A 26,405-nucleotide genomic window follows, 5' to 3' on the forward strand; every position below is an offset into this window, starting at 1 on the left:
AAGCGATGTCCGATGGCTACATCGGGCGGCGTCTTCGAAAGAGAGGAGAATGGCATGCCCGAGGCGTCTTTCTTCACCGACATGCTGCAAAGCATCACGGATCACGGTCGCCAGCTTTTGTTTTCCGGCTCACGCAACACGCAGGCCGCCGCCAAAGCCGATCTTCAGACCCTCTGTGAAATGCTCCTGTCGAGCCGGGGTGAAGCATCTGGCATAGCCCTTGCTGCCGAAATACTCGATCGCTGGGGCGCGCTCGAGAGCGAGGATGCGCAGAAATTCTTTCATATGCTTGATAGGAAATTCGGGCCTGATGCAAGCAAGCTCGACCAAGCGATTGAAAATTACCGTACGGACAAGAGCTCCGCCGCGGTCATTGCGCTCCATCAGGCAGCCGAGCCGCGGCGCCAGGAGCTGCTGCGCCGGTTGAACCATGCGCCGAACGGCACCGCCAGGCTGGTGCGGATGCGTCAGCAGCTGCTGGCTTCCGAAAACCGATCCGAAGCCTATCACGCGCTGGACGCCGACTTCACGCACCTGTTCGGCTCCTGGTTCAATCGCGGCTTTCTGACGCTGCGACCCATCGATTGGTCGACGCCGGCGTATATCCTCGAAAAGATCATCGAATACGAGGCCGTGCACGAGATTGCCGGCTGGGAGGAGTTGCGCCGTCGCTTAGCGCCGGCCGACCGTCGATGCTTTGCCTTTTTCCACCCGCGGCTGGCCGACGAGCCGCTCGTCTTCGTTGAAGTGGCGCTCACCCGCTCCGTGCCGAAGGCGATCGCAGATGTTCTCGATGAGGGGCGGGAGCAGATCAACGCCGACGAGGCGACGACCGCTGTCTTCTATTCGATTTCCAACTGCCAGGACGGCCTGCGCGGCATCTCCTTCGGCAATTTCCTGATCAAGCAGGTGGTGGAAGATCTGCGCAAGGACCTGCCGGGCCTCAAGAACTTCGTCACGCTGTCGCCTGTCCCGGGCTTTGCCCGTTGGCTTGCCAAGCTGCGCGCCGCGACCGGCGATCGGTCTCTATCCGAAGCGGCGTTGAAAACGCTGACCTTGCTTGACGATCCGGACTGGCCCGACAACGAGAGCAGCGCGGCCGATGTGGAGCGCGTGCTACTGCCGCTTGCTGCGCGCTACTTCCTGACAGAACGCACGCCGGAGGGCCGCCCGGTCGATCCCGTCGCCCGCTTCCATCTCGGCAATGGCGCCCGGCTTGAAAGAGTGAATTTCCTCGGCGATCGCTCGCCGAAGGCGATGCAGCAGGCGCACGGTCTGATGGTCAACTATCTCTACAAGCTCGACGACATCGTGGCCAACCACGAGGCCTTGGCGCAGCGCGGCGAGGTGATCACCTCGCCTGCGGTCAAAAGCCTGCTCAACCAGAACGACGAAGGCCGCCGCGGCGGCAATGGCCAACAAGGCTCTCGAGCCTTCGCACAGATCATGAATTCAACGCTTGGAGGGCGAAAGTGAGCAACCATCTTTTCGACGCCATGCGGGCGGCTGCGCCCGCTGACGCACCGTTCATGCGGACCGGCAGCGGGCAGACATGGAGCTATGGCGACGCCTTCGCTCTTTCCGGCCGCATTGCCGGCGCGTTGGACACGCTCGGCATTCGCCCCGGCGACCGGGTTGCGGTGCAGGTCGAGAAAAGCGCCGAGGCATTGATCCTCTATCTCGCCTGTCTGCGCAGCGGCGCCGTCTATCTGCCGCTCAACACCGCCTATACGCTGGCCGAGCTCGATTATTTCATCGGCGATGCGGAGCCGCGTCTGGTCGTCGTTGCCTCGGCTGCTCGCGAAGGCGTCGCGACGATCGCCCAGCGTCACGGCGCAATCGTCGAAACGCTCGATGCCGACGGCAGCGGCTCGTTGCTCGATCTGGCGCGCGACGAGCCGGCCGATTTCGTCGACGCGTCGCGCTCCGCCGACGATCTGGCCGCGATCCTCTACACCTCGGGAACGACGGGACGCTCCAAGGGGGCGATGCTCACCCATGGCAACCTGCTGTCGAACGCCCTGACCTTGCGGGACTATTGGCGCGTCACCGCCGGCGACCGGCTGATCCACGCCTTGCCGATCTTCCATACGCATGGGCTGTTCGTCGCCACCAACGTCACGCTGCTTGCCGGCGCCTCGATGGTCCTGCTGTCGAAGTTCGACGCCGACGAGGTCGTTTCACTGATGCCTGAGGCAACGATGCTGATGGGCGTTCCGACTTTCTACGTGCGTCTCCTGCAAAGCCCGCGCTTCGGCAAGGAGGCGGCAGCCAACATCCGCCTGTTTATCTCAGGTTCGGCGCCGCTGCTTGCCGAAACGCATACCGAGTTCGAGGCCCGGACCGGCCACGCGATCCTCGAGCGCTACGGCATGACGGAAACCAATATGAACACCTCCAACCCTTACGACGGCAAACGCATTGCCGGAACGGTCGGCCTTCCGCTGCCTGGGGTGACGGTGCGCGTCACCGACCCCGCCACCGGGCTCGTGCTGCCGCCGGAACAAACCGGCATGATCGAGATCAAGGGGCCGAACGTCTTCAAGGGTTATTGGCGCATGCCGGAAAAGACCGCGGCCGAATTCACCGGCGACGGCTTCTTCATCAGCGGCGATCTCGGCAAGATCGACAGCGACGGCTATGTGCATATTGTCGGCCGCGGCAAGGACCTGGTGATCTCGGGTGGCTACAACATCTATCCGAAAGAGGTCGAGAGCGAGATCGACCGGATCGAGGGCGTGGTCGAGAGCGCCGTGATCGGCGTGCCGCATCCCGATTTCGGAGAAGGCGTGACGGCCGTCGTGGTGCGCAAGCCCGGCGCCGTACTGGACGAAAAGACCATTGTCGGCGCCCTGCAGGATCGTCTCGCCCGCTACAAACAGCCAAAACGCATCATCTTCACCGAGGACCTGCCGCGCAACACGATGGGCAAGGTTCAGAAGAACATCCTGCGGCAGCAATACGCCGATCTTTACACCAGGACGTAAGGCGACTGCCCTCTGGGAGGAGGGCGCGTCGGTATCCGCATCAACATCGCAAACAGCAACCACGGCGCTGGAGGCGTCGGAGGGAGGGGAATCATGGGTATTGAAATACTGGCCATAGGCCTGCTCATCGCTATGTTCATCGTTGCGACGATCCAGCCGATCAACATGGGCGCGCTCGCCTTTGCCGGCGCCTTCGTGCTCGGCTCCATGACCATCGGCATGAAAACCACCGATATTTTTGCCGGCTTTCCGAGCGATCTGTTCCTGACGCTCGTCGCCGTCACCTACCTCTTCGCCATCGCGCAGATCAACGGCACCATCGATTGGCTCGTCGAATGCGCCGTCCGCCTGGTGCGCGGACGCATCGGCTTGATCCCCTGGGTGATGTTCCTCGTCGCCGCCGTCATAACCGGTTTCGGGGCGCTTGGGCCTGCCGCCGTCGCCATTCTCGCGCCCGTCGCATTGAGCTTTGCCATCCAGTACCGCATTCACCCGGTCATGATGGGGCTGATGGTGATCCACGGCGCCCAGGCGGGCGGCTTTTCGCCGATCAGCATCTATGGCAGCATCACCAATCAGATCGTCGCCAAGGCCGGCCTGCCTTTCGCGCCGACCTCGCTGTTTCTCTCGAGCTTCTTCTTCAACTTCGCGATCGCGGTGCTGGTCTTTTTCGCCTTCGGCGGCGCAAAAGTCATGAAGCACGCGCCGGCAACATCACCTGGCCCCTTGCCCGAACTGCATCCCGAGGGCGTGTCGGCGTCGATCAGGGGCCACGGCGGCACGCCGGCAAAGCCGATCCGGGAGCATGCCTACGGCACTGCGGCCGATACCGCTGCGACACTGCGTCTGAACAATGAGAGAATTACGACCCTGATCGGCCTGACGGCGCTCGGCATCGGCGCCCTGGTTTTCAAGTTCAATGTCGGCCTCGTCGCCATGACCGTCGCCGTCGCCCTGGCGCTCTTGTCCCCGAAGACGCAGAAGGCGGCAATCGACAAGGTCAGCTGGTCGACCGTGCTGCTGATAGCAGGCATCATCACCTATGTCGGCGTCATGGAGAAGGCGGGTACCGTCGATTACGTGGCGAACGGCATATCCAGCCTCGGCATGCCGCTGCTGGTGGCGCTTCTGCTTTGCTTCACCGGTGCCATCGTTTCGGCTTTTGCGTCCTCGACCGCGCTGCTCGGCGCAATCATCCCGCTGGCCGTCCCGTTCCTCATGCAGGGCCATGTCAGCGCCATCGGCGTCGTCGCCGCCATCGCGATCTCGACGACGATCGTCGATACCAGCCCATTTTCCACCAACGGTGCGCTTGTGGTCGCCAATGCGCCGGATGAAAGGCGCGAGCAGGTCCTCAAGCAGTTGCTGGTCTACAGCGCGCTGATCGCCATCATCGGCCCGATCGTCGCCTGGCTTGTGTTCGTCGTGCCGGGGCTGGTGTGACGAGGAGCCTGTGAACCTCTCCCTTCGGCCGTGGGCCATCGCCCGCGGCCTTTCCTTAAGGGAAGTGGCGATGGCCGACGATATCAGCTACGAGACCCTCAGAACGCACCTGAGAAACATCTATGCCAAGCTCGGGGTCAATTCCCGGGTCCGCCTGGTGTCGCTGCTGATGCGGTGAATACTCGAGGCGCAATCCCGGTCTTCATCGGTGTGCGGGAGCCAGGCTCAATATTCCGAACCGCTGCTGTTGTTCAGATCGTGACGTTCCGTCCCCTTTAGCGGCGGATTGAAGATGCTGACCAGGATGAGATCCTCGTCCTTGCCACCCCGCAAATAATGGCGATCATGTTGGTCGAGAACGTAGATGTCGCCGACGCGGATGGGAAAGACATTGCCGTCCATATCCTCGACCTCGCCTTCTCCCTGAATGCAATAGCAGGCTTCCAGATGGTTGCGGTACTGCAGCAGCGCTTGCGTGTTGGCGCGAACGACAGTGTGGCAGACCGTAAACCCCATCCCGTCATCCCGCGTCAGCAGACGATGGCTCGTGCCATTGCCCCAATCGACGAAACGCTCGGTCAGCTCCACGTCTTTCAGGCTTCTCACAAACATGTTCTTCTCCTCGAAAATGACGGAGATGGCTCGATCTCCATGATCCATTAGGCCCTGAAATCCACGCTTGCTTCAAATGATCTAAATTGCGAAAACTGTTAGAATAATTTACATGTTTCTCCCGGACTTGAAGTGAGTGAAGGAGCCGATCCCGGCTCTCATGTGAGGAATTCGAACATATGCAGCTGCCGCCGCTCAACGCATTGAGGGCCTTCGAAGCGACAGCCCGGCTGATGAGCCTGTCAAAAGCCGGAGACGAGCTGCATGTGACCCACGCCGCGATCAGCCACCAAATCAAACATCTGGAGACGTGGCTGGGGCGCAAGCTGCTGCAGAAATCCGGACGCGGCGTTGCGCTAACGCCAGCGGGTGCCGAATATTATCTGGCCGTCTCCGGCTCATTGGCAGCCATCGCCCACGCAACGGGCAATATGCGCCGAGACCACAATATGCGCTCGATCACCGTCGGCTGCATTCCTTCAATCGCGTCGCGCTGGCTGGTTCCCGCGCTTCCGTCTTTCCGGGAGAGTGATCCCGATCTTGACGTCAGGATCGTCTATGCAAGAGCGGAAGAACGCTTCGATGACGAAAGCCTGGATGTTCTCATCACCATGGGGGAAGATCTGTCGGGAGGGCGGGAGAGCCGGCTGTTATTCTCCCGGCGCAACCAGCCGGTGGCGAGCGTCCATTATCTGGCAAAGCGGAATTGGACTATCGAGAACGTTCCCTTTGCCACGGCCGACCTCCTGCATGACGAATCCATGGACGGCTGGAGAGAATGGTTCCGCAAGGCCGAGATAAAGCCGGCCGCGCCGATCCGCGGGCCGATCTTTCAGGACTTCAACATTCTTGCCACGGCAGTGATCGCCGGTCATGGGATCGCTCTATGTCCTGTCGAGGTGTTTCGGCGAGAGATCGAACGCGGCGACCTCGTCGTGCTTTCGGATATCTCGACGGCCGAGACCCAGGGATATTACCTGATCACCAACTCCTCGGCGAAGAAGCCGGTGCGTCGTTTCGCGGAATGGTTCATGAAGGAATGCCAAGCCGTTGGACTGCGGTAGAACCGTGCGGAGATCGACGCTGAAGGGCGAAATGCTCGGGAGGAGCGATCGGCACAAACGCGGATCAAGGTGCGCGCTTGTTCGAAACGGCCGTTGATGTTAGGAAAAGTGCATGGACAATACCGTGATCAGCACTTTCGTGATGATGATGCCGCGCTCATAGCGTGGCGGGTTTCGTGCGTCCATAAAGCACCAGCGACCGCCCTCGAGGCGGTCTTTTCATGGGTCGATCCGTCTCGCCGGCAAAACTCCGGAAGGCCGAACGGCGGCCGCTGTCCGTCTTGGCGCCTGCCTGGCGGAACAGGTCTACGGCCTCGCCATCATTGCCCGTTGCCTCCTGCCGTTCCTGCCGGGCTCGGCCGCAGCGCTGCATGCCAGGCTCGGAATACCGTCTCCTCGCCTCTATCGGGATCCGCTGATCGTGGATGGGGTCAAAGCCGCCCCGCAAGCCGTCCTCTTTCCCCGAAGAACGGCCGCGTGACGGCCGCAGTCCAGACAAATTACTCTGCGCTGTAACTTCGGCAGCGCAGAGCGAGGGGCCTCAAGTGACAAGGAGAGGTTTTCCAGCATGTCATGAAACTTTCATATTGAGGCCATTGCGAAAACCGAAGAATAATCTACAATTTTGGTCGGGAAACACGATTTCCTGAAGCAAACGAAAGGAAACTGATTGGATTCTTATCTTCTGACGACCATGCTCGTCGCTGGTGTCCTGGCCTTTGCCCTCACGGCGGTAAGAGCGGGGACAACCACCCAGACCACCGCAAACACCAGGCGCAGTCCGGATTCAGGTGGCGATGGTGGAATTGGGATCGAGGTCTCTGATGACGGGGGCTGCGATGGCGGGGACGGAGGTGGCGGGGACGGAGGTGGCGGGGACTAGATCAAACGGAAATCGATAGAATGCCCGACCGCCTCAAGGCGGTTTTTTGTTGCCCGAACAACACTTCATACAAGCCCGGAATCTCAGACCCGCGCGGGGATTGCAGAACTGATCTGACGGGCTGATAGACGAGCGAATCCGGCACGCAATTCAATTTTGGGGTCGTCGCAGCAAACATGTGCCCTATCTCAGTCGGGTCGGCGCTGGGGCGAAGGTGTTGGAGACAATCAATATGGCAAAGTCTGCGGCTGGAAGCCCGTATATTTACGGGATCGACGCACTGCGATTTGTATGCGCGCTCATGGTGACCGTATTTCATCTCGGATTTGCTTCCTGGGCTTCGCCCTTATATCTCCGACCGTATCCAATGCCCGAGATCGAGAACATCGCCCAACCCGGCTGGGTTGGCGTCGAATTGTTCTTCGTCATATCGGGCTTCGTCATCGTCAACTCCGCCGCTTCCGCCAGCGCCATGTCCTTTCTCAAAGGGCGCATTCTGCGGCTCTATCCGGCGGTATGGATCTGTGCATCGCTGACGCTGATCATCATCGCGACGCAAGACGTCAACAGGCGCGTCCTCTGGAATTATCTGCGCTCGATCACGCTCTATCCCGGCGGGCCATGGATAGATGGCCAATATTGGACGCTGGCATGCGAGATCTGTTTCTATGCCATCGTCTTCATCATGTGCGCGACGCGGCAAAAGACGAGGATGCCTGCCCTGGCGCTCGGCCTGTCGTTGGCCAGCACGGCATTCATTGCGCTGTTATACGCCTTTCCCGATGCAGCCATCCCGGCCATATTCACCGAGACCGCCTGGCGGGCCATTCCCTTCTATTATGGCTGCCAATTCGCTGTTGGCATCTACATATGGCTGTTGTCTCAGGGTCGGATGAACCGAATTTCCTGGCTGGGTTTCCTCTGCGCCCTGGCGACGGGGACTGTTCAGATCTACATGGCAGGCGAGAACACCAGCGACCGTACGCTCGCCGCAGCGGGCCATTTCTTCTCGTCGTTTCCCGCAATCGCAATCTGGGCGGCGGGGCTGGCGTCGATCGTTGCAAGCGTCGGATACAGCAAGCGGATCAGTCACCTGCCGGCCTCCTTCCTTCAATCGGTGAAGACCCTCGGCTCGATGACCTATCCGCTCTATCTCCTGCATTTCTCCATCGGCGTCCAGCTTCTCGACTGGTTGACTGCTCTGGGATTGGCGCCGCTCCTGGCGCTGGTTTTCGCCGTCGCGCTCGTCTGCGCAATGTCGCTTGCGGTGTGCAAATGGGGAGAGCCGCCGATCCGCAGGATCTTGCGAGGGTTCCTCGACCGGCTTGGTCAGCGCGCTGCCGGATTTCAGGCGAAGGAGTCTCGGGCTTAGGGGGGAATCGAGGAGAAGGTAGGCCGGAGGCGTAATGACGTCCGATTTCCCCGTCTCGGTTCTTGCCTTGAAGTTTACCCCACTCTCCGTCCTGCTCGGGCACCCGAGCATCCATGTGGCCTCTTGCCGCACGGGGAGATTCCAGGCTCAAGGCCTGGAATGACCGAGGTTGAGGAGATCGAGCGGCAGGGGGACCCTCCACTCAAGGCCCCTGCCGCAGAGCTCACTCCACTCTTGCTCGTGCTCGGGCTTGGCACGCGCATCCACGCGACTTCCTTCAACGCAGAATGGCCGCCTTGGCGCGGAAGGCGGCCATTGTCGGTATGCTCAGCAAGTCGGCCGTTACGCGCTCAAGCGCGCGCCGGCAGCAGGGGATAGCCGACCATGACGGCGCGGCCGAGAAGGGCAGCGACGACGGCCTTGATCACATCGCCCGGAATGAAGGCCATCGAGCCGACGAAGGCTTTCGTGAAGCCGAGGCCTGCGACCGTTGCGAGATAGGTGATGCCGAAGGCGTAGAGCACGACGATGCCGCCGATCATTGCGGCGAGGAAGAAGCTCACCGTCTGCACCAGACCGGACTGCCCGTGGTTGACCAGCCGCTCGCTGAGATAGCCGGTGACGAAGGCGCCGAAGATCCAGCCGACGAGGAAGCCTGCTGTCGGCGAGGCGAAGATCGCCAGGCCGCCGCGGCCGCCGGAAAGCACCGGCAGGCCGATCGCGACCAAGAGCAGCACGATCAGCACGGCGATCGCGCCGCGCCGGGCGCCGAGCACGACGCCGGCCATCATGACGCCGAGCGACTGGGCGGTGATCGGCACCGGAATGAAGCCGAGCGAAATCGGCGGCAGCAGGCCGAGCGCCACGATGATCGCGGCAAAGAGGGCGGTAAGGACGAGGTCGCGAGTGCTCATCATGAACTCCGTATTAAGAAATCGTTAACTTCCATGCCGCCGAATGCGGCGCGCGTCAATCGCAGCGGCGACATTATCCGCGTCCTTCAGCGTCAGAATGATCAGCGGCGCAAGCAGGCTCGTCGGCCGGACCTTCAGCCCGCGAGCTTTGTGCGCCTCGCGGATCGCCTGATAGCGGTTGACGATCTCTGGAACGAAACGCAGCACCAGGCCGAGCGCGAGGCCGATATCGTCGGCCTGAACCCGGCCGGTGCGTTCGAGCGGGCGGGCGAGCGCCGTCACCTCGTCGATGAACTCGGTAATGGTCGTCGTCGCCGTCACGCTGGCGGCGAGAAGCATCAGCGCCGTCAGCCGCAGCACCGGCACGAGTGCCGCCTGCCAAGGGTTGAAGATGAGGTTGAAGAGGGCGACAACCGCAATCGTCAGGAAGATCGGCCGCAGCCGTAGCAACGCCTCGCCGATCGGCAGGCCGACCGTACCGTAGAGAACCGCCGCCACCAGCACGGCACCCGAGAGCAGAAGCAGATTGTGGCTGATAAACAGCAGGATGGCGAAGGCCGTCAGCGACAGGAGCTTTGCCCGCGGCGAGAGCCGGTGCATGCGGCTGTTGCCTTCGACGTAGAGCGATTGCATCAGGCGGCGATCTCCCTGTAGCGGGCGATGGCTTCGGCCGCCGGCTCATCGGCGGCGAGCCGACCCTCGTGAAACACGAGCACCCGCTCGAAACCGGCGATCAGCTCGAGGTCGTGGGTGATGACGATGGCGCTTTCCGGCAGTCCGGCGATGATCCTCTCGACCAGCGCCCGGTTTTTGAGGTCGAGCTGGTTGGTCGGCTCGTCGAGGATGAGAATGCCCGGGCCGGTCGCCAGCACCGAGCAGAGCGCGGCCACCTGCAGCTCCCCGCCGGAAAGCTCGTGCGCCCGGCGATCGGCCAGCGCCTCGGCGCCGAAGCGGGCGAGCACGCCCTCGACCCTTGCCTCGATCTCCGCCTTGCTGAGGCCGCGCCGCTTCAGCCCGAAGGCAATGTCGTCCTTGACGATCGGCAGGATGATCTGATTCTGCGGCGACTGAAAGATGAAGCCGACATCGGTGACAGCAGTCTTCTCGTCGGCCGTATCGCGGCCATTGACGATGACGCGGCCGGTGGTCGGCTTGGTCAGCCCGTTGATCAGCCGCGCAAAGGTGGTCTTGCCCGAGCCGTTCAGCCCGATGACGCCGATCCGTTTGCCGGTGATGGCGAGCGTCAGCGGCTCCAGCGCCACCCGCGCTCCGAAACTGACACCCGCACTTTCGAATTGAATGTTCAAACCAACTACCTTGCATTCGGTGACGTGACACAGGAGGTCAACATCATGCGACGCTTGAGCGCCTTATAGTGGGGAGATTTGCGAAACAGCCCCTCATCCGGCTGCCGCCACCTTCTCCCCGTAAACGGCGCGAAGGGGATATGCCGCGACCTCTCCGTCCCCAGTTGCCTCTCATGGGCACGTCCCCTTTCCCCGTCAGAACGGGGAGAGGGCTAGGGTGAGGGGCAGAAATCGGCGCCAACCTGACAGCGCTCCTTCTATACGGTCGACCCTCCTCGGTGAAAGAGCAAATCTCGCTGTCGATATCGGGTGGCTAGGAAGATTTTCCGGATTATGATGTGGCCATGACGAATCTGCTGTCCAATTCCGATGCGCGCCGCGTCTTTCTTGCCAAGCAGGGCCTCAGCGCCCCACCGAACCGCGCCTTGACCAGGGCCGGCCTGCTGCAGTTGATCCACGATCTCGGCTTCGTCCAGGTGGACAGTATCCAGACGGTGGAGCGGGCGCATCATCAGATCCTGTTTTCCCGCAACCAGACCTATCGGCGCGAGCATCTGAAGGCACTGCTCGAAAAGGAACGTGCGCTGTTCGAGCACTGGACGCACGACGCCTCGATCCTGCCCAGCGCCTTCTTCGTCTATTGGAAGCACAAGTTCCGCCACCAGGAAAAAGTCCTCGTCGAGCGCTGGCGCAAATGGCGCGGCGAGGGTTTCGAGGCGGCTTTCGAGGAGACCTATGAGCGTGTGCGGCGCGATGGCGCGATGCTGGCGCGCGACGTCAAGGCCGATGGTCATGTTTCCGGCGGCTGGTGGAACTGGCATCCGAACAAGACGGCGCTCGAATATTTCTGGCACACCGGCAAGTTCGCCATCGCCGGCCGCTCGAATTTCCAGAAGATCTATGATCTGACCGAGCGCGTCATCCCGGCCGAATTCCGCGAGCCGGAGGTCAGCCGCGAAGACTTTGTCGATTGGGCCTGCCGCAGCGCGCTTGCCCGCCTCGGTTTTGCCACCCACGGCGAGATCGCAGCCTTCTGGAACCTTGTGTCGCCCGACGAGGCCAAGGCCTGGGTATCAGCCCATCGCGACGAGCTGAGCGAAGTGCTGATCGAACCGGCGCTTGACGGCAAGGCACGGCCATCCTGGGCCTTTGCCGACTTTCTCTCGACGCTCGACAGCCATCCCGATGCTCCGCCGCGCATCCGCGTGCTCAGCCCCTTCGACCCGATGATCCGCGACCGCAACCGCACCGAACGCCTGTTCGGCTTCTTCTACCGCATCGAGGTCTTCGTGCCCGAAGCCAAGCGCGAATATGGCTATTACGTCTTCCCGCTGCTCGAAGGCGACCGCCTGATCGGCCGCATCGACATGAAGGCCGACCGGAAGAAATCGACGCTCGACGTCAGGCGGCTGTGGCTGGAACCGGGCGTCAAGCCGTCGGCAGGAAGGCTGGAGAAGCTGGAAGCGGAACTGGAGCGGGTGGCGCGGTTTGCCGGGGTGGAGAAGGTGGTGTTGCTGGAGGGGTGGAGAGGGTAAGCGAATTATCCGCTGCCCGTTACCGCGCTCTCGCAAGCGAGGCCGTAATAAGTGCCGGCCGAATGTAACGCCAGCAGCGGTATGTCTCTGTACGCGGCCGGCGAGATTGGCAAGAACGCCAACCACGCTCTCCCTCATCCCAGGCCTTGAGTCTGGGATCCATGCGGCTGCTGCTACGTATCGGGGGTTGATGCTCGGCTCAAGGCCCAGCATGACCGAGGGTGGGGCAGGCAGGAGAGGCCATCACCGCGCAGACGCGCGGTTCAGAAATGCTCTAGTGCCTGATTTTAAGTGGCGTGATGTTCAAGCCGGGGAAGCTGCGCCGAGCCGGAAATTGTCCCGAGCCCATGATGCAAATGTAGTCGGCATCTTGCCTGCTACCCTGTTCGCGAGCGCGATTTGATCGTCGTGTGAGCCCGGTCCAAGATAGGTGTAGGTCTCGTAGTAGGCCAGCGTGTCGCCTAACGCGTCAGCCCCGGGGAAGAAGCCTGCGTACACCTCCCGAGGAACCTGGGTGAACGAGACCTTGTGGCCCAACTGCTTCAACGTGTCTACGAGTTCATTGAAGCTCAGGAAGGCGCCGACCAGCGGAAGATATGCGCCGTTGCCAGTTTCTTCCGGATGTGCGAATGCACCAGCCACGATGTTGCCCAGTTCGTTGATGTCACCAGTGTGAAGGCAACGTACCGTCGGATCGATAGGCAGCGTCCAACCCAAGCTTCCATCCTGCTGCATTTGCGGACCGTATGGTCCCGCGAAGTTCTGATAGTAGGCGGGCGGTATGACAAAGGTGTGCCGTGGAAATCCGGCATTCTTCACAAACGACTCAACCTTAGCCTTCCCGGTGAATTGGGGAACGTCGAACTTTCCGCCGCTGATCGCCTCGACGTTTGGAAGGGTCGACCAGATGAGATGGTTGACGCCTGCAGCTTTCGCGGCCTGAATTGCCGCTGTTGCCTGCTTGATCTCGTCGATGCCGTCTTGCCAGAAGTTGGTGACGAGAAAGACGCCGTGCACGCCGTCGAGGGCCGCTGCAAGCGTCTCCGGCCGGTCCAGATCTGCCGCGACGACTTCGTCTGCGACGCCTTTGTACTTGCCCGGGTCGCGCGAGAGCGCGCGCACATTGAACTGGCCGTTCGTCTTCAGGGCCCGCACAACGCCGCCGCCCTGGTTTCCCGTCGCACCGAACACGGCGATCAGTTTCTTTCCGTTGGATACCATCTGTAGCTCTTTCACTTTCAGCTTGAGGCGCGCCGCGCTGACGCGAAACCGGCCCTCTCGATCATCTGCGGCACCATCTTGCGGCGGATCGAACTTCGTAACAATGCTTCAACAGTTGACATCATTTGCCAGGATTTGATCCATATGAGCGATCCCGTGGAAACCGCCGAACTCGTCGCCTTCACCAAGACGCTCGATGCCAAGTCCCTCTCTCGTGCCGCCGCCGAGCTGCGCGTTCCGCGCGCGACCGTGAGCCGCCGTCTTGCTCGCCTCGAGGAGCGTCTGGGCGCGCGGCTGCTGCGCCGCACCACGCGCAGCCTTGTCCTCACGGATATCGGAGAGGTGTTCTATCGGCAGGCCTGCATAGCGCTTGAGGCCGTGCGGCTCGCCGAACAGAGCGTGCGGATGACCGACGATGTCGTGCGCGGCGATCTACGCGTCTCAGTGCCGCCGATGATGAGCGTGAGCTTCCATGCGATGCTCTGCGAATTCGCGAGCCTCTACCCCGAGCTGCGCGTCCATGTTCACATCTCGAACCAGCTCGTTGATATCCTCCACGGCGGCTACGACGTCGCGCTTCGTGCCAGCAGCCAACTCCAGCCCGGCCTCATCGCGCGCACGCTTTTTCGCGACCCGATGATCGCTGTCGCGGCGCCCGCCTATCTGGCCGGTCGCGGCACGCCGCGTACGCAACGCGATCTGCGGACCCACCGCTGCCTTCTTGGCTTTGCGCGGGGCGAGCTGCCGGAGACCCACTGGCCACTGGCCGCTGGCGGTAAGCTCCACGTCGACGGCGCGTTCTTTTCGAACGACATCGCCCTGTTGTGCGACGCCGCCATAAGCGGGCTTGGCATCGCGCTCCTTCCGCGCGGTCTCGTGTCGCCGCACCTCGAAAGCGGCGCGCTCGTGCAGGTGCTTGCCGGCGTCCTCGGCGCCGAAATGCAGATCGCGCTAGTCTACCCCGAGCGCGCGTTCTTGCCGCCTCAAGTGCGCGCTTTTATCGACGCGGTCGCGGCCTGGGTGCCGCGCGAGCTTGTCGCAAACCAACATAACTCACAGCGCGAGCCGTCGGACGGCGTAACACGGGCGAAGGAGGCTGCGCCTCGCTCGAGTAAAAGAGCTCCCAGCTAGTTGTCCTTCGCTGGCGACGATCGGTGGGTCAGTTTCCACCGATCTCAGCCGCTCGCATTTATGGGGGGCACTGCCTGGACTAGCAGATCTCCGTCTTGCTGATCTTGATGCCGAACCCTTCCAGACCGACATAGTGGCGCTCGCGGCTGGTGAGCAGCTTGATCGAGCTGACGCCTAGGTCCTTGAGGATCTGGGCGCCGAGGCCGATTTCCAGCCATTCGCTCTCGCGCGTCTGCGCCTCGGTATGGGCTTCACGGCCCTGGTTGCGGGCCTTGCGGCCATTGTCGTAATGGCCGACGCCGACAGAGCCTTCGCGCAGATAGACGATGACGCCGCGGCCTTCCGCAGCGATCTTCTCCATGTAGAAATCGACCGGGCTCTTCCTGCCGAAAAGGTCCTCAGCAACGTTTTCCGGATGCAGGCGCACCGGAATGTCGACGCCGTCGCGGATGTCGCCGAAGACAACGGCAAGATGCTGCATCGGGTCCCAGGGCAGGGAATAGGTATGGGCCTTGGCCTTGCCGAACGGCGTGTCGATGTCGAAGCTGGTGCCGTGCTCGACCAGCGTTTCCTTGCGCTGGCGATAGGCGATGAGATCGGCGACGGAGACGAGCTTCAGCCCGTGCTGCTCGGCGAATTCGACCACCTGCGGACCGCGGGTGACGGTGCCGTCGTCATTGACCAGTTCGGAGATGACGCCGATCGGCGGCAGGCCGGCAAGCTTGCAGAGATCGACCGCGGCTTCCGTATGGCCGGAGCGCATCAGCACGCCGCCTTCACGGGAGACGAGCGGGAAGATGTGGCCGGGACGGACGAAATCGGCGGCCCCGACATTCGGATTGGCGAGGTTGCGCACCGTCAGCGTCCGGTCGTCGGCCGAGATGCCGGTCGTCGTGCCGTGCTTGAAATCGACCGAGACGGTGAAGGCGGTCGTGTGAGCCGAATCGTTCTCGGCCACCATGGCGTTGAGGTTGAGGCGCTTGGCCTCTTCCTTCGGCATCGGCGCACAGACAATGCCTGAGGTATGGCGCACGATGAAGGCCATCTTCTCCGGCGTGGTGTGCACGGCGGCGACGATCAGGTCGCCCTCGTTCTCGCGGTCATTGTCGTCCATGACGACGACGATTTCGCCGGCCTCGAAGGCCCTGATGGCGTCGACGACGCGTTTCTGATCGTAAGACATGGACGCTCCTATTTCAGACGGCCGGTCTGGCCGCGGTCGCGAAGATAATGATCGGCAATGGCGCAGGCGACCATCGCCTCGCCGATCGGCACGGCGCGGATGCCGACGCAGGGATCGTGCCGGCCCTTGGTGCGGACGTCGACATTCTTGCCGTCGGCATCGATCGATTGGCGTTCGGTCAGGATCGACGAGGTCGGCTTGACGGCGAAACGCGCGACGATCGGCTGTCCCGTCGAGATCCCGCCCAGAATACCGCCGGCATTGTTGGAAAGGAAGATCGGCGTGCCGTCATTGCCCATGCGCATTTCGTCGGCATTGTCTTCGCCTGAGGTTTCGGCGGCGGCAAAACCATTGCCGATCTCGACGCCCTTGACGGCATTGATCGACATTAGCAGCGAGGCGATATCCTGGTCGAGCTTCGAATAGATCGGTGCGCCGAGACCGGCGGGCACGCCTTCGGCAATCACTTCGACGACCGCGCCGATCGACGAGCCGGCCTTGCGGATACCGTCGAGATACTCCTCCCAGACAGGCACGATCGCCGCATCCGGAGAGAAGAATGGGTTCTGCCCGACCTGCTCCCAATCCCAGTTGCTGCGGTCGATCTTGTGCTTGCCGATCTGCACCAGCGCGCCGCGCACCGTAACACCCGGTACGACGAGGCGGGCGATGCCGCCGGCCGCAACCCGGGCGGCGGTCTCGCGCGCCGAGGAGCGGCCGCCGCCGCGATAGTCGCGAATCCCGTATTTCAGGTCATAGGTATAGTCGGCATGGCCGGGGCGGTATTGCCGGGCGATCTCGCCATAATCCTTGGAACGCTGGTCGGTGTTCTCGATCAGCATCGAGATCGGCGTGCCTGTGGTCGTCATCGTCTCGCCGTCGGCATCGAGCATGACGCCGGACAGCACCTTCACCAGATCGTCCTCGCGCCGCTGCGTGACGAAGCGGGATTGTCCGGGCTTGCGCTTGTCGAGCCAGACCTGGAGATCTTCGAGCTTGAAGCGCAGCCCCGGAGGGCAGCCGTCGACGACGCAGCCGAGCGCCGGACCATGGCTTTCGCCCCAGGTGGTTACGCGGAAGAGATGACCGAATGTATTGTGCGACATGTGTTCCCACGGCGGCGCCCTGGGCCGGTCGCCGCCGGCCGCGCCATTGCTTGAAAAGGCGCGACACTCATAGGCCAAAAAACCGCCGAGGCAAAAGCCTTTCTTTGCGTCAAACCGGCAGTGGCGGAAATGCTGGTTTCCGTCCTTGCAACGGAAGGGTCATCACGAAGCCCGAAACAAAAGGCGTGGTTAACGCAGCGTCTTGATTATGTTTAAAATGCGATTCATCAATTGGGCGGGAAAAGCCATCCTTACGGGCAATTTTCGCCATATTCAGGAGATTATCTGTGGCCAGTGTTCTCGTGCAGCGTTTCAAGAGGATTGTTGCCATGCGTTTCGTCGTCGCCACGCTTTTGGCCACAGCAAGTTTCCTGTCGCCGATGAGCGGTTTCGCCGAGAGCGCCGATGTCGAGGCGACGATCAAGAAGGTCGACACGGCCAATCTGGTGCTGACGCTCGACGACGGTAAGACTTATCAGGCGCCGGAGGAATTCAATTTCGACGGCCTCGAAGCCGGCGTGAAGGTCATCGTCTTCTATACCGAGGTCGACGGCAAGCGCGTCATCAACGATCTCGATATCGTCAAGTAGGCAGACTTCAAGAGATTGAGTGGATGAGGTTTGCGCCCAATGGCTGCCCCTCACCCTAACCCTCTCCCCGTAAAAACGGGGCGAGGGGACGTGCCCCACGAGAGCTTAACGGGGAACGGAGAGTTCGCGGCTTGTCCATTCTCCCCGCAGACGGTCTTAGGCGGGGAGAATGTGGCGGCAGGCGGATGAGGGGCAAGGCCAATCGTGCTTACAGCCAAACGATCGTCCGCTCGCTCGTATCGATCCTGACAATGCGGTCCTGTGGAATGCCGCCTTCGGCGGCGGTGCTCTTCGGCAGGTCGGCGATCGCCTGGAACAGCGTGCGGATGACGCCGCCATGGGTGACGCAGACGGTCGGGCGATCGACGGAGCGCAGCCATGCGCCGGTGCGCCAGGAGAGGATTTCGTAGCTCTCCGCATCGTCGCCGGGCGGGATGAAATCCCATTTCGAGGCATTGCGTTCGGCCACCCGCTCGGCCTGCGTCGCCTTCAGCTCCTTGAGTGTCGAGCCTTCCCAGTCGCCGAAGGAAATCTCCACCAGCCTCGGATCGGTGCGATAGGCAAGCGGCGGGAGGCCCATGGCGGCGCGCATGATCTCCATCGTGGCGCGTGTGCGTCCGAGCGGACTTGCGACGAAATCGAATTCGCCGACCGTCTCACCGAGAATCTCGGCCAGCGCAATGCCGTTCTGCCGGGCCTGTTCCAGGCCGATGGCATTCATCGGCACGTCTTTCTGGCCCTGCAGGCGACGCTCGGCATTCCAGTCGGTCTGACCGTGTCTGATCACGTAGATGAGCACGGTCTCGACTCCGGGGGACTTAGTCCTTGACGACCGAAATATCCGGCGCGTCGACCGCCTTCATGCCGATGACATGGTAGCCGCTGTCGGCATGATGCACTTCGCCGGTGACCGAGCGCGACAGGTCGGACAGCAGATAGAGGCCGACATCGCCGACTTCTTCGATGGTGACGGTGCGCCGCAGCGGGGCATTATATTCGTTCCACTTCAGAATGTAGCGGAAATCGCCGATGCCGGAGGCGGCGAGCGTCTTGATCGGCCCGGCCGAAACGGCGTTGACGCGGATGTTCTGCGGCCCGAGGTCGACGGCGAGATATTTGACGCTCGCTTCGAGGGCGGCCTTGGCGACGCCCATGACATTATAGTTCGGCATGACCTTTTCGGCGCCGTAATAGGTCAGCGTCAGCATCGAGCCGCCATCCGTCATCAGCTTCTCGGCGCGGCGGGCGACCGAGGTGAAGGAATAGACGGAGATATGCATCGTCTTGGTGAAATTGTCGGGCGAGGTGTCGATGTAGCGGCCGGTCAGCTCGTCCTTGTCGGAAAAGCCGATCGCATGCACGAGGAAGTCGATCTTGCCCCAGAGCTTTTCGACATTTTCGAAAACCGCGTCGATGGTAGATTCGTCGGCGACGTCGCAGTGGCCGACGAGCGTCGCATCGATTTCGGCTGCAAGCGGCTCGACACGCTTCTTCAGCGCATCGCCCTGATAGGTGAGCGCAACTTCTCCGCCCTGCGCATGAATGGCCTTGGCAATACCCCACGCAATCGAACGATTGTTGGCGACACCCATGATGACGCCGCGTTTGCCTGCCATGAGGCCGGATGCTTGAGCCATATTTCGCTCCCTAGGATTCTGATCGATCCTGCCTATGGCATAGGCCGTTAATCGGTTCAAGCTTGGCCTGGATCATCAACTGTTAGGGATCGTAACAAAGGGTGCGAATGTCATAAAAATTTCACAGGAACAGGCCTTCACGCATGCTCCGCATGAGATCGGTGATCTTGTCGTCGGGCTTTTCCCACAGGATGATGCGCAATTCGACGACGAGATCGCCTCTGCTGCCGTCTTCCCGCAGCAATCCCTGGCCGGGAATCGCGATCGTCTTGTCCGAGCCCGACCAGGCGGGAACGGTGATGCTCAAAGGCCCGGCCGGGCCGTCGATGTGTGCCTCGGTGCCGAGCACGGCATTTTCGATACTGATCGGCAGTACGGCATGCAGGTCGAAACCATCGACTGTGAAGCGTGGATCGGGGGCGATGCGGATATTGACGACGGCATCGCCGCGCTGCATGCCCGGCAGCTTGAAGCCTTGTCCCTTGAGCCTGATCTCGTGACCATCGGTCGTGCCCGCCGGCAGCGCGAAGCCGATTTCGCGGCCCTCCGGCAGCGACGCGGTGATCCAGCCGCTCTTCAGCACGTCGTCGATCGTGACCGTCGCCGTCGTCACCTCGTCGGGCGCTTTCTCCAGGCCGGTATCCTTGGCGCCGGTGAAACGGCGCACCAGCGATGTCAGGATGCTGAGCGGCAGCGACAGGTTGGCGCCGGCATTATTTGACGTCTCGCCGAGTTCCTCGTCGGCTTCGGCGGCCTCGCCATCCATGCGCTTGCCTGCTTCGGCCTGTGTCTGGCCCTGTGCTTGCTGAGAATGCGTCTGCTGATTCTGTGTTTGCTGATTCTGGGCCTGCTGGTTCGGGGCCTGCTGGGCGCGGCCTTGCGCCTGGCCGCCCGCCGCAGCGCGCGCCTGCGCGCCGAAAATGCGTTCCACCATCTCCTCGGCGCCTTCGCCGGCGCCGGTCTGCTGTCTCTGGCCGTCGGCCGCGGCCTTCTGGGCAGCCCGGGCAAGCTCTTCCATCACCCGCTCGGCATTGGCCTGGGCCGCCTTGGCGCGGGCTGCAGCCTCGCGCGCGGCCTGGCGCTGCTGCATGATCGTCTGTTCCTGCTTCTTGGCTTCCGCCATCCGCACGGCATTGTCGAACAGGCTGCGTTTGCGCGGGTCGCGCAGCGTTTCATAGGCGCGGCCGATCTCGGCGAATCGGGCCGTCGCCGTCGGATCACCCTGATTGTGATCGGGATGGGCTGCTTTGGCCATGTTGCGCCAGGCCGCCTTGATCTCGTCTGCCGCCGCGTCGCGCTTGACGCCCAGAATTTTGTAAGGATCGCGCATGTCAAAACCGCCGGTGTTGCGATGCGGGCGCCTGTCCTTGCCCGTCATCCCCGCCCAATATCGAAGTCCAATATCAACATGTGAGGCGCCACCGGCCGCAAAGGCAGGGAGAGCCACTCTCGACACCGATCGTGCGGCCGAGTTGCTAATCACTTCTTATTTCTGTGGAGGGATGGGGAGTGTTTTGCCGTAAATGGTTAGCTCTTTGCTAAGCATTCGCCACAAAGCCGGCGGCCGTTAACCTGTCGGCGCGCCGAATCGCAGATTGAATCCTGCCGGATCAGCTTTCCCGCCGGAAATTAACTTTCCCGCCGGAACTAGCTTTCCGGCTGGAAGCTCAGCAGCTGCCAATTGCCGCCGCCGACGAGGCAGGTCTTGCCGTAGAATTTGGCGATGCCGACATAGGAATGCCGCGTCGTGCGGAACTGCCTGCAGACCTGGCCCGATTCGTTGTTTTCGACGATCGTGTCGATGACGCCGGCGCTGCCGGTCGATGCATTCGCCCAGGGAAGCGGCTGGCCCTCGAGCTTGTGCACATCGGCCGAGGTCACGGCGTTGCGCACCGTCATTTCGTCCGAGAGCGTGTCGGTGCTCGGCGGCGTCTGCGGCACGGTGCCGGTGGCCACCGACCGATCGACCTTGGCTTCGCTCAAGAAATCCATCCCGCCCGCAAGGCAGCCGGAAAGCGACAGCATTGCGGCGCCGACAACCAGGAAGACGCTGCTGCGTTGCCGCAGGCCCTTTGTATGGCGATATGACTTTGCTATGACTTCCACCCTGCGTCCTGTCCAGTTATCAAAAGCTGGGCGAGTTTTGAATAATCCGGGGCATTTGAACCAATATGTCGGCAAACGAGTTAACAAGCGGTGACTTTACCGAAAGTGGCGAGCCCTTCAAGCTCTTTGCCGAATGGCTGAAGGAAGCGGAGGCCTCCGAACCGAACGATCCCAATGCCGTGGCGCTGGCAACGGTCGACGAGCATGGTCTTCCCAATGTCCGCATGGTGCTCCTGAAGGGATTCGACGATGACGGATTCGTCTTCTACACCAATTTCGAGAGCCAGAAAGGTCGCGAAATCTTGGGGCAGAAGAAAGCCGCCATGTGCTTCCACTGGAAAAGCCTGCGCCGCCAGGTGCGGTTGCGCGGACCTGTCGAGATCGTGAGCGACGCCGAAGCCGACGCCTATTTCAAGACGCGGGCGCGCGGCAGCCGCATCGGCGCCTGGGCCTCCAAACAATCGCGTCCGCTCGAAAGCCGATTCGCGCTGGAGAAGGCGGTGGCCGAATACACCGCCCGCTACGCGATTGGCGAGATACCCCGGCCTCCCTATTGGTCGGGCTTCCGCATCCGGCCGACCTCGATCGAATTCTGGAAAGATCAGAATTTCCGCCTGCATGACCGCATCGAATTCCGACGACCGTCGCCGGTCGGAGCATGGGAAAAGGTGCGGATGTATCCCTGACCGCTTACCGACCCATCAGCTTCAGCGGAATGCCGGAGGCAAGCGCCGAGACGTAGCGCCGCTTCTGGTAGAAGCCGTTCAGCGACATGCGCGGGAGATAGTTGTTCGTACCTGCTGCCGGCAGCCCCGGTTGCGTGGTGACGGCGACCGAAAAGCCCAGCTGGCCGGCAATCGCCGCCTCGCGGGCGGTCGCAGCTTCAGGCGTGCCGTAGGGATAGGCGATTGCGGCGGGACGGACGCCGGTCAGCGCCTCGACGTAATCGGCCGAAACCTCCATCTCGATCCGCGCTTCGGCCTCCGAGAGCCGGGCAAGGGCGCGATGGCTGATCGTATGGGCGCCGAGCGCTGCAAGCGGATGTCGGGCGAGCCGCTGCAATTGCGCCGGTCCCATCACCAGATCGCGCACGATATCGGTCGGCTCGATGCCGTTTTCCCTGGCCAGCATATCAAGGGTGGCAACGGCGCGCGCCTCGTCGAAGCGGTGGATATACCGGACGAAACGGTCGAAGGCCTCCCATTGCTGCCGCGGCCCGTCGAGCGCCAGCCGCTCGCTGCCGCGGCCGAAATTGAAGCGGATTTCTTTTGCCTGGCGCAACAGGACGGCGAGCGTTTCCCACCAGATGCTGTGGGAGCCTTCGGCAAAACCCTTGGTGACGAACACCGTGAAAGGCGCCCTATGTCGCTCGAATACCGGCAGCGCATGCTCCACGTTGTTGATGTAGCCGTCGTCGAGCGTAAAGGCCGCAAACGGCCTGCCGCCCTCGGGCTCGGCCAACAGCGCCGGCAACTGGTCGAGCCGCACGAAACGATAGCCGTCGCGGGTCAGCCGCCGCAGCGCGGCGTCGAGAAAGTGCGGGGTGATTTCGAGATGCGCGTTCGGCTCGAAGGCCTGGGCTACGTGCGGGCGGACATGATGCAGCGTGAAGATGACCCCGCGCCTGCGCGCCTGCCGCATCAGGCCGGCCGCCGCGATCAGCCAGGACGCCTCGAGCCCGGCGCCGATCGCCGCCCTTTTTGCCAGTCGCTTCAACTGCCCCGTCATGCGCCGCCCATTGCTTTTGCGCCAAACTAGCGATCCTAGCTTAAGCCTTGCTGTATACCGATTTCGCACAGCTTCTTTCGTTTTTTGTTAACCAAGACGATGAAAAGGCTAGAAAAATGGTAGGCGTTGCCGCAAAGTCGCGCCAAACTTGCGGCTTCTGTCACATTACGAGACATCGCCGGCCCATCGAGAGCCAGCGCATCAGGGGGAACTCCATGAGAAAGCTTTTGGCGGCTGTTTTGACCGTAACGCTGGCCGTTTCGGCGCCGCTTGCGGCTCTTGCCGGCAGCGCCTCGCTGATCCTCGATGCCCGGACCGGCAAGGTTCTCGCGTCCGAAAACGCCGATACGCTCAATCATCCTGCCTCACTGACGAAGATGATGACGCTCTATCTCACCTTCGAGGCGCTGAAACGCGGCAAGATCGCCTGGGATACGCCGATCGAAATGTCGAAATATGCCGCCTCCCGGCAGCCGACCAAGCTCGGCGTCAAGGCGGGCGGCACCATCACGGTGCGCGAGGCGGTCTATGGCATGATCGTCAAATCCGCCAATGACGCCGCCGCCGCCATGGCCGAGACGCTCGGCGGCTCGGAGAGCGGTTTTGCCCGGATGATGACGGCCAAGGCCCGCCAGCTCGGCATGAGCCGCACCGTCTTCGTCAATGCGTCGGGGCTACCGAACAGCCGTCAGGTGACGACGGCGCGCGACATGTCGACGCTCGCCGTGGCGCTGATGAAGAATTATCCCAACGAATATCGCCTGTTCTCGATGGCAAGCTTCAGTTTCCGCGGCAAGACCGTGCGCGGCCATAACAATCTCATGTACCGCTACCAGGGCATGGACGGCATCAAGACCGGCTATACCAACGCCTCCGGCTTCAACCTCGTCAGTGCCGTCAGGGACGGCAACCGCCGCGTCGTCGGCGTCGTGCTCGGCGGCCGCACCGCCCGCAGCCGCGATGCCAGGATGGAGGCACTGCTCGACCGCTATCTCGGCCGCGCCTCGTCATCCGGCGGCGCCAGGCTGATGGCGAGCGTCGGCGCCAGGGAGCCGGTCGAAGTCGCGTCCGCCGCCGAGGCTTCCGATGTTCCGGTGCCGGCGAACGCGCCGCGCCCTGACGAAGATCTCGCAGCGAAGAGCCTGGCTTATGCCGATGACGCCGTCGTGCCGCTGGAGCGTCCTGTCGCCATGGACGAGATCCTGAATGCCGGCAAGACCGGCAAGGCTTCGGCCGAGAAAGCCGACGGAACCTGGCAGATCCAGATTTCGGCGGCGCCGAGCGCCGATGCGGCGCGGGCGCTTCTTGCCCAGGCACAGTCGGAAGGCGGCGCGCCGCTGGTCTCCGCCTCACCGTATACCGAGGCTGTCGGGCAGGGGGCGAACAGGATCTATCGCGCCCGCTTCGTCGGTTTCGCCAGCAGGGACGCCGCCGCCTCCGCCTGCGATGCGCTGAAACAGCGTTCCTATGATTGCATGCTGCTGCCCGATCACAGCTAATCGCGGCCGCCATATTCCACTCTGGACAAGCAGCGGGAATCAGCGTCTCCTCCATAAACAAAAGGAGAACATTGATGCTGCGCCGTCTCGCCGACCAGTTCGAAGCCGCTTCCTCTGCCCATGTCGCCGCCAATGGCATCGAGCGAGATGCCGACTGGTTCTTGTTGAAACTGCAGGAGGAAATGGGAGAGCTCACCCAGGCCTGGAACCGGCTGACCGGTCGGGGCCGTGCGAAGGGCCGCTCTCCTGAGGATATCAGGCGCGAGCTGGCAGACGAGACTGCCGACCTGCTCGGTCACCTCATGCTGTTTGCTCGCCGTAACGACATCGACCTCGCCGCCGCGATCGAGCGGAAGTGGCGGTTTCAGCCGAGCAGGTAAGAAATCGGGAGCGACATCAGAAGATTTTGCTCAAGCCGGTCACCAGCCAAAAGGAAAGCGCCGATATTATCGCGGCGGCCGGCAGGGTGATGATCCATGCGATCACGATGTTGCCGGCAAGTCCCCACCTGACGGCGGACACGCGCCGGGCGGCGCCGACGCCGATGATGGCGCCCGTAATGGTATGGGTGGTCGAAACGGGGATGCCGAGCCAGGTGGCGCCGAACAGCGTCAAGGCACCGCCCGTTTCGGCGCAGAATCCTTGCATCGGGTTCAGCCGGGTGATCTTCGAGCCCATCGTATGGACGATACGCCAGCCGCCGAACAAGGTGCCGAGCGCCATCGCCGCCTGGCATGAAATCACCACCCAGAGCGGCACGTGGAAGCTGCCACCCAGATAGCCCTGCGAGTAAAGAAGCACGGCAATGATGCCCATGGTCTTCTGGGCGTCATTGCCGCCGTGACCGAGCGAATAGAGCGACGCCGACACGAATTGCAGGAAACGGAAGGACCGATCGACTGCAAAGGGTGTTTGCCGGATGAAGGTCCAGGTCACGGCGAGGATCAGGAACAGTGCCAGGAGAAAGCCGATCATCGGCGACATGACGATGGCGGCGGCAGTCTTGAGAAGCCCGCTCCAGACGATCGAGCTCAAGCCGGTTTTGGCAAGGCCCGCACCGACCAGCCCGCCGACGAGCGCATGGGATGAACTGGAGGGAATGCCGAAGATCCAGGTCACGACATTCCAGACGATAGCGCCGATCAAGGCCGCGAAAATCACCTGCGGTGTGACGATCGCCGGGTCGATGATGCCGGTCCCGAGCGTCTCTGCCACATGCAGGCCGAAGAACAGGAAGGCGATGAAATTGAAGAATGCCGCCCAGAAGACCGCATATTGCGGCCTCAGGACCCGTGTCGAGACGATTGTCGCGATCGAGTTGGCCGCATCATGCAGGCCATTGAGAAAATCGAACAGCAGCGCGATGCCGATCAGGCCGACAAGAAGCGGAAGTGCGAGGGCGGCATCCATCAGACATTCTCGATCACGATGCCGCTGATCTCGTTGGCGACGTCCTCGAAACGGTCGACCACCTTCTCCAGCTCGCCGTAGATCTCGCTGCCGATCATATAGGCCATTGCATTGCCGGCGCCGTGCCGGCGAAACAGATCCTTGAGCCCCTGCTCGTGCAGCTCGTCGGAGCGACCTTCCACCCGCGTGACCTGCTCGACGATGGCAGAAAGCCGCGGCGCATTGGCGCTTATGCGATCAAGCAAGGGAATGGCCTCGGCAATGAGATTGGCAGCCTCCACAACGGTCTTGCCCATCTCTTGCATCCGCGGGTCGAAGCTGGTCTGCTCGAAGAGCCGGATGGTTTTGACGGTCTTGTGCATCATGTCGATCGCATCATCCATGGATTGGATGAGATCCTTGATATCTCCGCGATCGAAAGGTGTGATGAAGCTCCGCCGGACGGCCTGCATGACTTCGCGCGTTATATCGTCGGCCTGATCTTCCAGCCGCACGATCGTTTCGCATTGATGCTCGATCTCTATGCCCGACAGCAACCTGTCCAGAGCCTGTGCGGCGTCGACGATCGTTCTGGAATGTTGTTCGAAAAGGACGAAGAACCGGTCTTCGCGCGGCATCAACTTTCGAAACCAACCCAGCATGGACACCTCGTGATCTTTGGTCTGCGCTATATGCAC

Annotated in this window: 26 protein-coding genes and 2 pseudogenes; 13 read left to right on the forward strand and 15 right to left on the reverse strand. The window is 62.1% G+C overall.

Annotated elements, in window-relative coordinates:
• The first annotated feature begins 54 nt into the window (after positions 1-54).
• From Tal182_RS04790 to Tal182_RS04805, 4 genes and pseudogenes are all read left to right on the forward strand, one after another.
• Positions 55-1,476: a malonyl-CoA decarboxylase gene (locus Tal182_RS04790; protein WP_085860821.1), complete on the forward strand. Its 1,422-nt coding sequence runs from the start codon at positions 55-57 to the stop codon at positions 1,474-1,476.
• Positions 1,473-2,987 carry a malonyl-CoA synthase gene (locus tag Tal182_RS04795; protein WP_085858268.1) on the forward strand — a complete coding sequence of 505 codons (1,515 nt, stop codon included), beginning with the start codon at positions 1,473-1,475 and terminating at the stop codon, positions 2,985-2,987. Before Tal182_RS04790 ends, Tal182_RS04795 begins: the two co-directional genes overlap by 4 nt.
• 93 nt (positions 2,988-3,080) lie before the next feature.
• Positions 3,081-4,430: an SLC13 family permease gene (locus Tal182_RS04800; RefSeq protein ID WP_085858270.1), complete on the forward strand. Its 1,350-nt coding sequence runs from the start codon at positions 3,081-3,083 to the stop codon at positions 4,428-4,430.
• Positions 4,431-4,467: 37 nt separating this feature from the next.
• Positions 4,468-4,608, forward strand: a pseudogene (locus Tal182_RS04805) (LuxR C-terminal-related transcriptional regulator); the annotation flags it as partial.
• A gap of 47 nt (positions 4,609-4,655) precedes the next feature.
• Here Tal182_RS04805 and Tal182_RS04810 read toward each other — a convergent pair.
• Complete coding sequence (locus Tal182_RS04810) at positions 4,656-5,042, reverse strand: ectoine synthase (protein ID WP_085860822.1); 387 nt, start codon at positions 5,040-5,042, stop codon at positions 4,656-4,658.
• Positions 5,043-5,221: 179 nt separating this feature from the next.
• Here Tal182_RS04810 and Tal182_RS04815 point away from each other — a divergent pair, with 179 nt between their 5' ends.
• From Tal182_RS04815 to Tal182_RS04830, 3 genes and pseudogenes are all read left to right on the forward strand, one after another.
• Complete coding sequence (locus Tal182_RS04815) at positions 5,222-6,106, forward strand: LysR substrate-binding domain-containing protein (RefSeq protein WP_064800898.1); 885 nt, start codon at positions 5,222-5,224, stop codon at positions 6,104-6,106.
• Positions 6,107-6,341: 235 nt separating this feature from the next.
• Positions 6,342-6,587 (forward strand): annotated as a pseudogene (locus tag Tal182_RS32610) (methionine--tRNA ligase); the annotation flags it as partial.
• A gap of 634 nt (positions 6,588-7,221) precedes the next feature.
• Positions 7,222-8,361 (forward strand): acyltransferase, encoded by a 1,140-nt coding sequence (locus Tal182_RS04830; RefSeq protein ID WP_085858272.1) that lies wholly within the window; start codon positions 7,222-7,224, stop codon positions 8,359-8,361.
• A gap of 350 nt (positions 8,362-8,711) precedes the next feature.
• Here Tal182_RS04830 and Tal182_RS04835 read toward each other — a convergent pair whose 3' ends face one another.
• Genes Tal182_RS04835 through Tal182_RS04845 form a run of 3 tightly spaced genes read right to left on the reverse strand, consistent with a single transcriptional unit; the run spans position 8,712 to position 10,582 of the window.
• The gene (locus tag Tal182_RS04835; RefSeq protein ID WP_011424275.1) at positions 8,712-9,275 is read right to left on the reverse strand and encodes a biotin transporter BioY; all 564 of its coding nucleotides are present in this window, start codon (positions 9,273-9,275) and stop codon (positions 8,712-8,714) included.
• A gap of 24 nt (positions 9,276-9,299) precedes the next feature.
• Positions 9,300-9,908 (reverse strand): energy-coupling factor transporter transmembrane protein EcfT, encoded by a 609-nt coding sequence (locus tag Tal182_RS04840; RefSeq protein ID WP_011424276.1) that lies wholly within the window; start codon positions 9,906-9,908, stop codon positions 9,300-9,302.
• Positions 9,908-10,582: an ABC transporter ATP-binding protein gene (locus Tal182_RS04845; protein WP_064800903.1), complete on the reverse strand. Its 675-nt coding sequence runs from the start codon at positions 10,580-10,582 to the stop codon at positions 9,908-9,910. Before Tal182_RS04845 ends, Tal182_RS04840 begins: the two co-directional genes overlap by 1 nt.
• A 344-nt stretch (positions 10,583-10,926) precedes the next feature.
• On the opposite strand from Tal182_RS04845, the gene Tal182_RS04850 reads away from it, so the two are divergent.
• Positions 10,927-12,117: a winged helix-turn-helix domain-containing protein gene (locus Tal182_RS04850; RefSeq protein ID WP_085858274.1), complete on the forward strand. Its 1,191-nt coding sequence runs from the start codon at positions 10,927-10,929 to the stop codon at positions 12,115-12,117.
• A 303-nt stretch (positions 12,118-12,420) separates the two neighbouring features.
• Here the strand turns inward: Tal182_RS04850 and Tal182_RS04855 are convergent, their stop codons facing one another.
• Complete coding sequence (locus tag Tal182_RS04855) at positions 12,421-13,338, reverse strand: NmrA/HSCARG family protein (protein ID WP_085858276.1); 918 nt, start codon at positions 13,336-13,338, stop codon at positions 12,421-12,423.
• Positions 13,339-13,482: 144 nt separating this feature from the next.
• Here Tal182_RS04855 and Tal182_RS04860 point away from each other — a divergent pair, with 144 nt between their 5' ends.
• Complete coding sequence (locus Tal182_RS04860; RefSeq protein WP_085858277.1) at positions 13,483-14,469, forward strand: LysR family transcriptional regulator; 987 nt, start codon at positions 13,483-13,485, stop codon at positions 14,467-14,469.
• A 79-nt stretch (positions 14,470-14,548) separates the two neighbouring features.
• On the opposite strand, the gene ribB is transcribed toward Tal182_RS04860, so the two are convergent.
• The 3 genes from ribB to Tal182_RS31605 all read right to left on the reverse strand — a co-directional run bounded on the left by ribB (position 14,549) and on the right by Tal182_RS31605 (position 17,089).
• The gene (gene ribB, locus Tal182_RS04865) at positions 14,549-15,652 is read right to left on the reverse strand and encodes a 3,4-dihydroxy-2-butanone-4-phosphate synthase (RefSeq protein WP_085858279.1); all 1,104 of its coding nucleotides are present in this window, start codon (positions 15,650-15,652) and stop codon (positions 14,549-14,551) included.
• A gap of 8 nt (positions 15,653-15,660) precedes the next feature.
• Positions 15,661-16,758, reverse strand: a complete 1,098-nt coding sequence (aroC, locus tag Tal182_RS04870) for a chorismate synthase (RefSeq protein WP_085858281.1) — start codon at positions 16,756-16,758, stop codon at positions 15,661-15,663.
• Positions 16,759-16,867: 109 nt separating this feature from the next.
• Positions 16,868-17,089, reverse strand: a complete 222-nt coding sequence (locus tag Tal182_RS31605; protein ID WP_125461454.1) for a hypothetical protein — start codon at positions 17,087-17,089, stop codon at positions 16,868-16,870.
• Here Tal182_RS31605 and Tal182_RS04875 point away from each other — a divergent pair.
• Complete coding sequence (locus Tal182_RS04875; protein WP_003569889.1) at positions 17,088-17,348, forward strand: DUF1344 domain-containing protein; 261 nt, start codon at positions 17,088-17,090, stop codon at positions 17,346-17,348. The two genes, Tal182_RS31605 and Tal182_RS04875, sit on opposite strands and share 2 nt — an antisense overlap.
• A 208-nt stretch (positions 17,349-17,556) precedes the next feature.
• On the opposite strand, the gene Tal182_RS04880 is transcribed toward Tal182_RS04875, so the two are convergent.
• The 4 genes from Tal182_RS04880 to Tal182_RS04895 form a co-directional block, all read right to left on the reverse strand.
• Positions 17,557-18,147 (reverse strand): histidine phosphatase family protein, encoded by a 591-nt coding sequence (locus Tal182_RS04880; RefSeq protein WP_085858283.1) that lies wholly within the window; start codon positions 18,145-18,147, stop codon positions 17,557-17,559.
• Between the two features lie 19 nt (positions 18,148-18,166).
• Positions 18,167-18,985 carry an enoyl-ACP reductase FabI gene (fabI, locus tag Tal182_RS04885; protein ID WP_085858285.1) on the reverse strand — a complete coding sequence of 273 codons (819 nt, stop codon included), beginning with the start codon at positions 18,983-18,985 and terminating at the stop codon, positions 18,167-18,169.
• Positions 18,986-19,106: 121 nt separating this feature from the next.
• Entirely contained in the window at positions 19,107-20,315 is a 1,209-nt protein-coding gene (locus Tal182_RS04890) for a DnaJ C-terminal domain-containing protein (RefSeq protein WP_085860825.1), read from the reverse strand.
• Positions 20,316-20,632: 317 nt separating this feature from the next.
• Entirely contained in the window at positions 20,633-21,091 is a 459-nt protein-coding gene (locus Tal182_RS04895) for an RT0821/Lpp0805 family surface protein (RefSeq protein ID WP_064800911.1), read from the reverse strand.
• Between the two features lie 65 nt (positions 21,092-21,156).
• Here Tal182_RS04895 and pdxH point away from each other — a divergent pair, with 65 nt between their 5' ends.
• Positions 21,157-21,777: a pyridoxamine 5'-phosphate oxidase gene (gene pdxH, locus Tal182_RS04900; protein WP_064800912.1), complete on the forward strand. Its 621-nt coding sequence runs from the start codon at positions 21,157-21,159 to the stop codon at positions 21,775-21,777.
• A 4-nt stretch (positions 21,778-21,781) separates the two neighbouring features.
• On the opposite strand, the gene Tal182_RS04905 is transcribed toward pdxH, so the two are convergent.
• Positions 21,782-22,819 carry a polysaccharide deacetylase family protein gene (locus Tal182_RS04905; RefSeq protein ID WP_085858287.1) on the reverse strand — a complete coding sequence of 346 codons (1,038 nt, stop codon included), beginning with the start codon at positions 22,817-22,819 and terminating at the stop codon, positions 21,782-21,784.
• A gap of 215 nt (positions 22,820-23,034) precedes the next feature.
• On the opposite strand from Tal182_RS04905, the gene Tal182_RS04910 reads away from it, so the two are divergent.
• Positions 23,035-24,318, forward strand: a complete 1,284-nt coding sequence (locus Tal182_RS04910) for a D-alanyl-D-alanine carboxypeptidase family protein (protein ID WP_085858289.1) — start codon at positions 23,035-23,037, stop codon at positions 24,316-24,318.
• Positions 24,319-24,392: 74 nt separating this feature from the next.
• The gene (locus Tal182_RS04915) at positions 24,393-24,698 is read left to right on the forward strand and encodes a pyrophosphatase (protein WP_064800915.1); all 306 of its coding nucleotides are present in this window, start codon (positions 24,393-24,395) and stop codon (positions 24,696-24,698) included.
• 16 nt (positions 24,699-24,714) lie between these two features.
• On the opposite strand, the gene Tal182_RS04920 is transcribed toward Tal182_RS04915, so the two are convergent.
• Together Tal182_RS04920 and Tal182_RS04925 are read right to left on the reverse strand one after the other, a co-directional pair.
• Positions 24,715-25,728 (reverse strand): inorganic phosphate transporter, encoded by a 1,014-nt coding sequence (locus Tal182_RS04920; protein ID WP_064800916.1) that lies wholly within the window; start codon positions 25,726-25,728, stop codon positions 24,715-24,717.
• Complete coding sequence (locus Tal182_RS04925; RefSeq protein ID WP_085858291.1) at positions 25,728-26,369, reverse strand: DUF47 family protein; 642 nt, start codon at positions 26,367-26,369, stop codon at positions 25,728-25,730. Before Tal182_RS04925 ends, Tal182_RS04920 begins: the two co-directional genes overlap by 1 nt.
• Positions 26,370-26,405: the final 36 nt, after the last annotated feature.

The organism is Rhizobium sp. TAL182 (assembly GCF_002117725.1).
Classification (GTDB): domain Bacteria; phylum Pseudomonadota; class Alphaproteobacteria; order Rhizobiales; family Rhizobiaceae; genus Rhizobium; species Rhizobium esperanzae.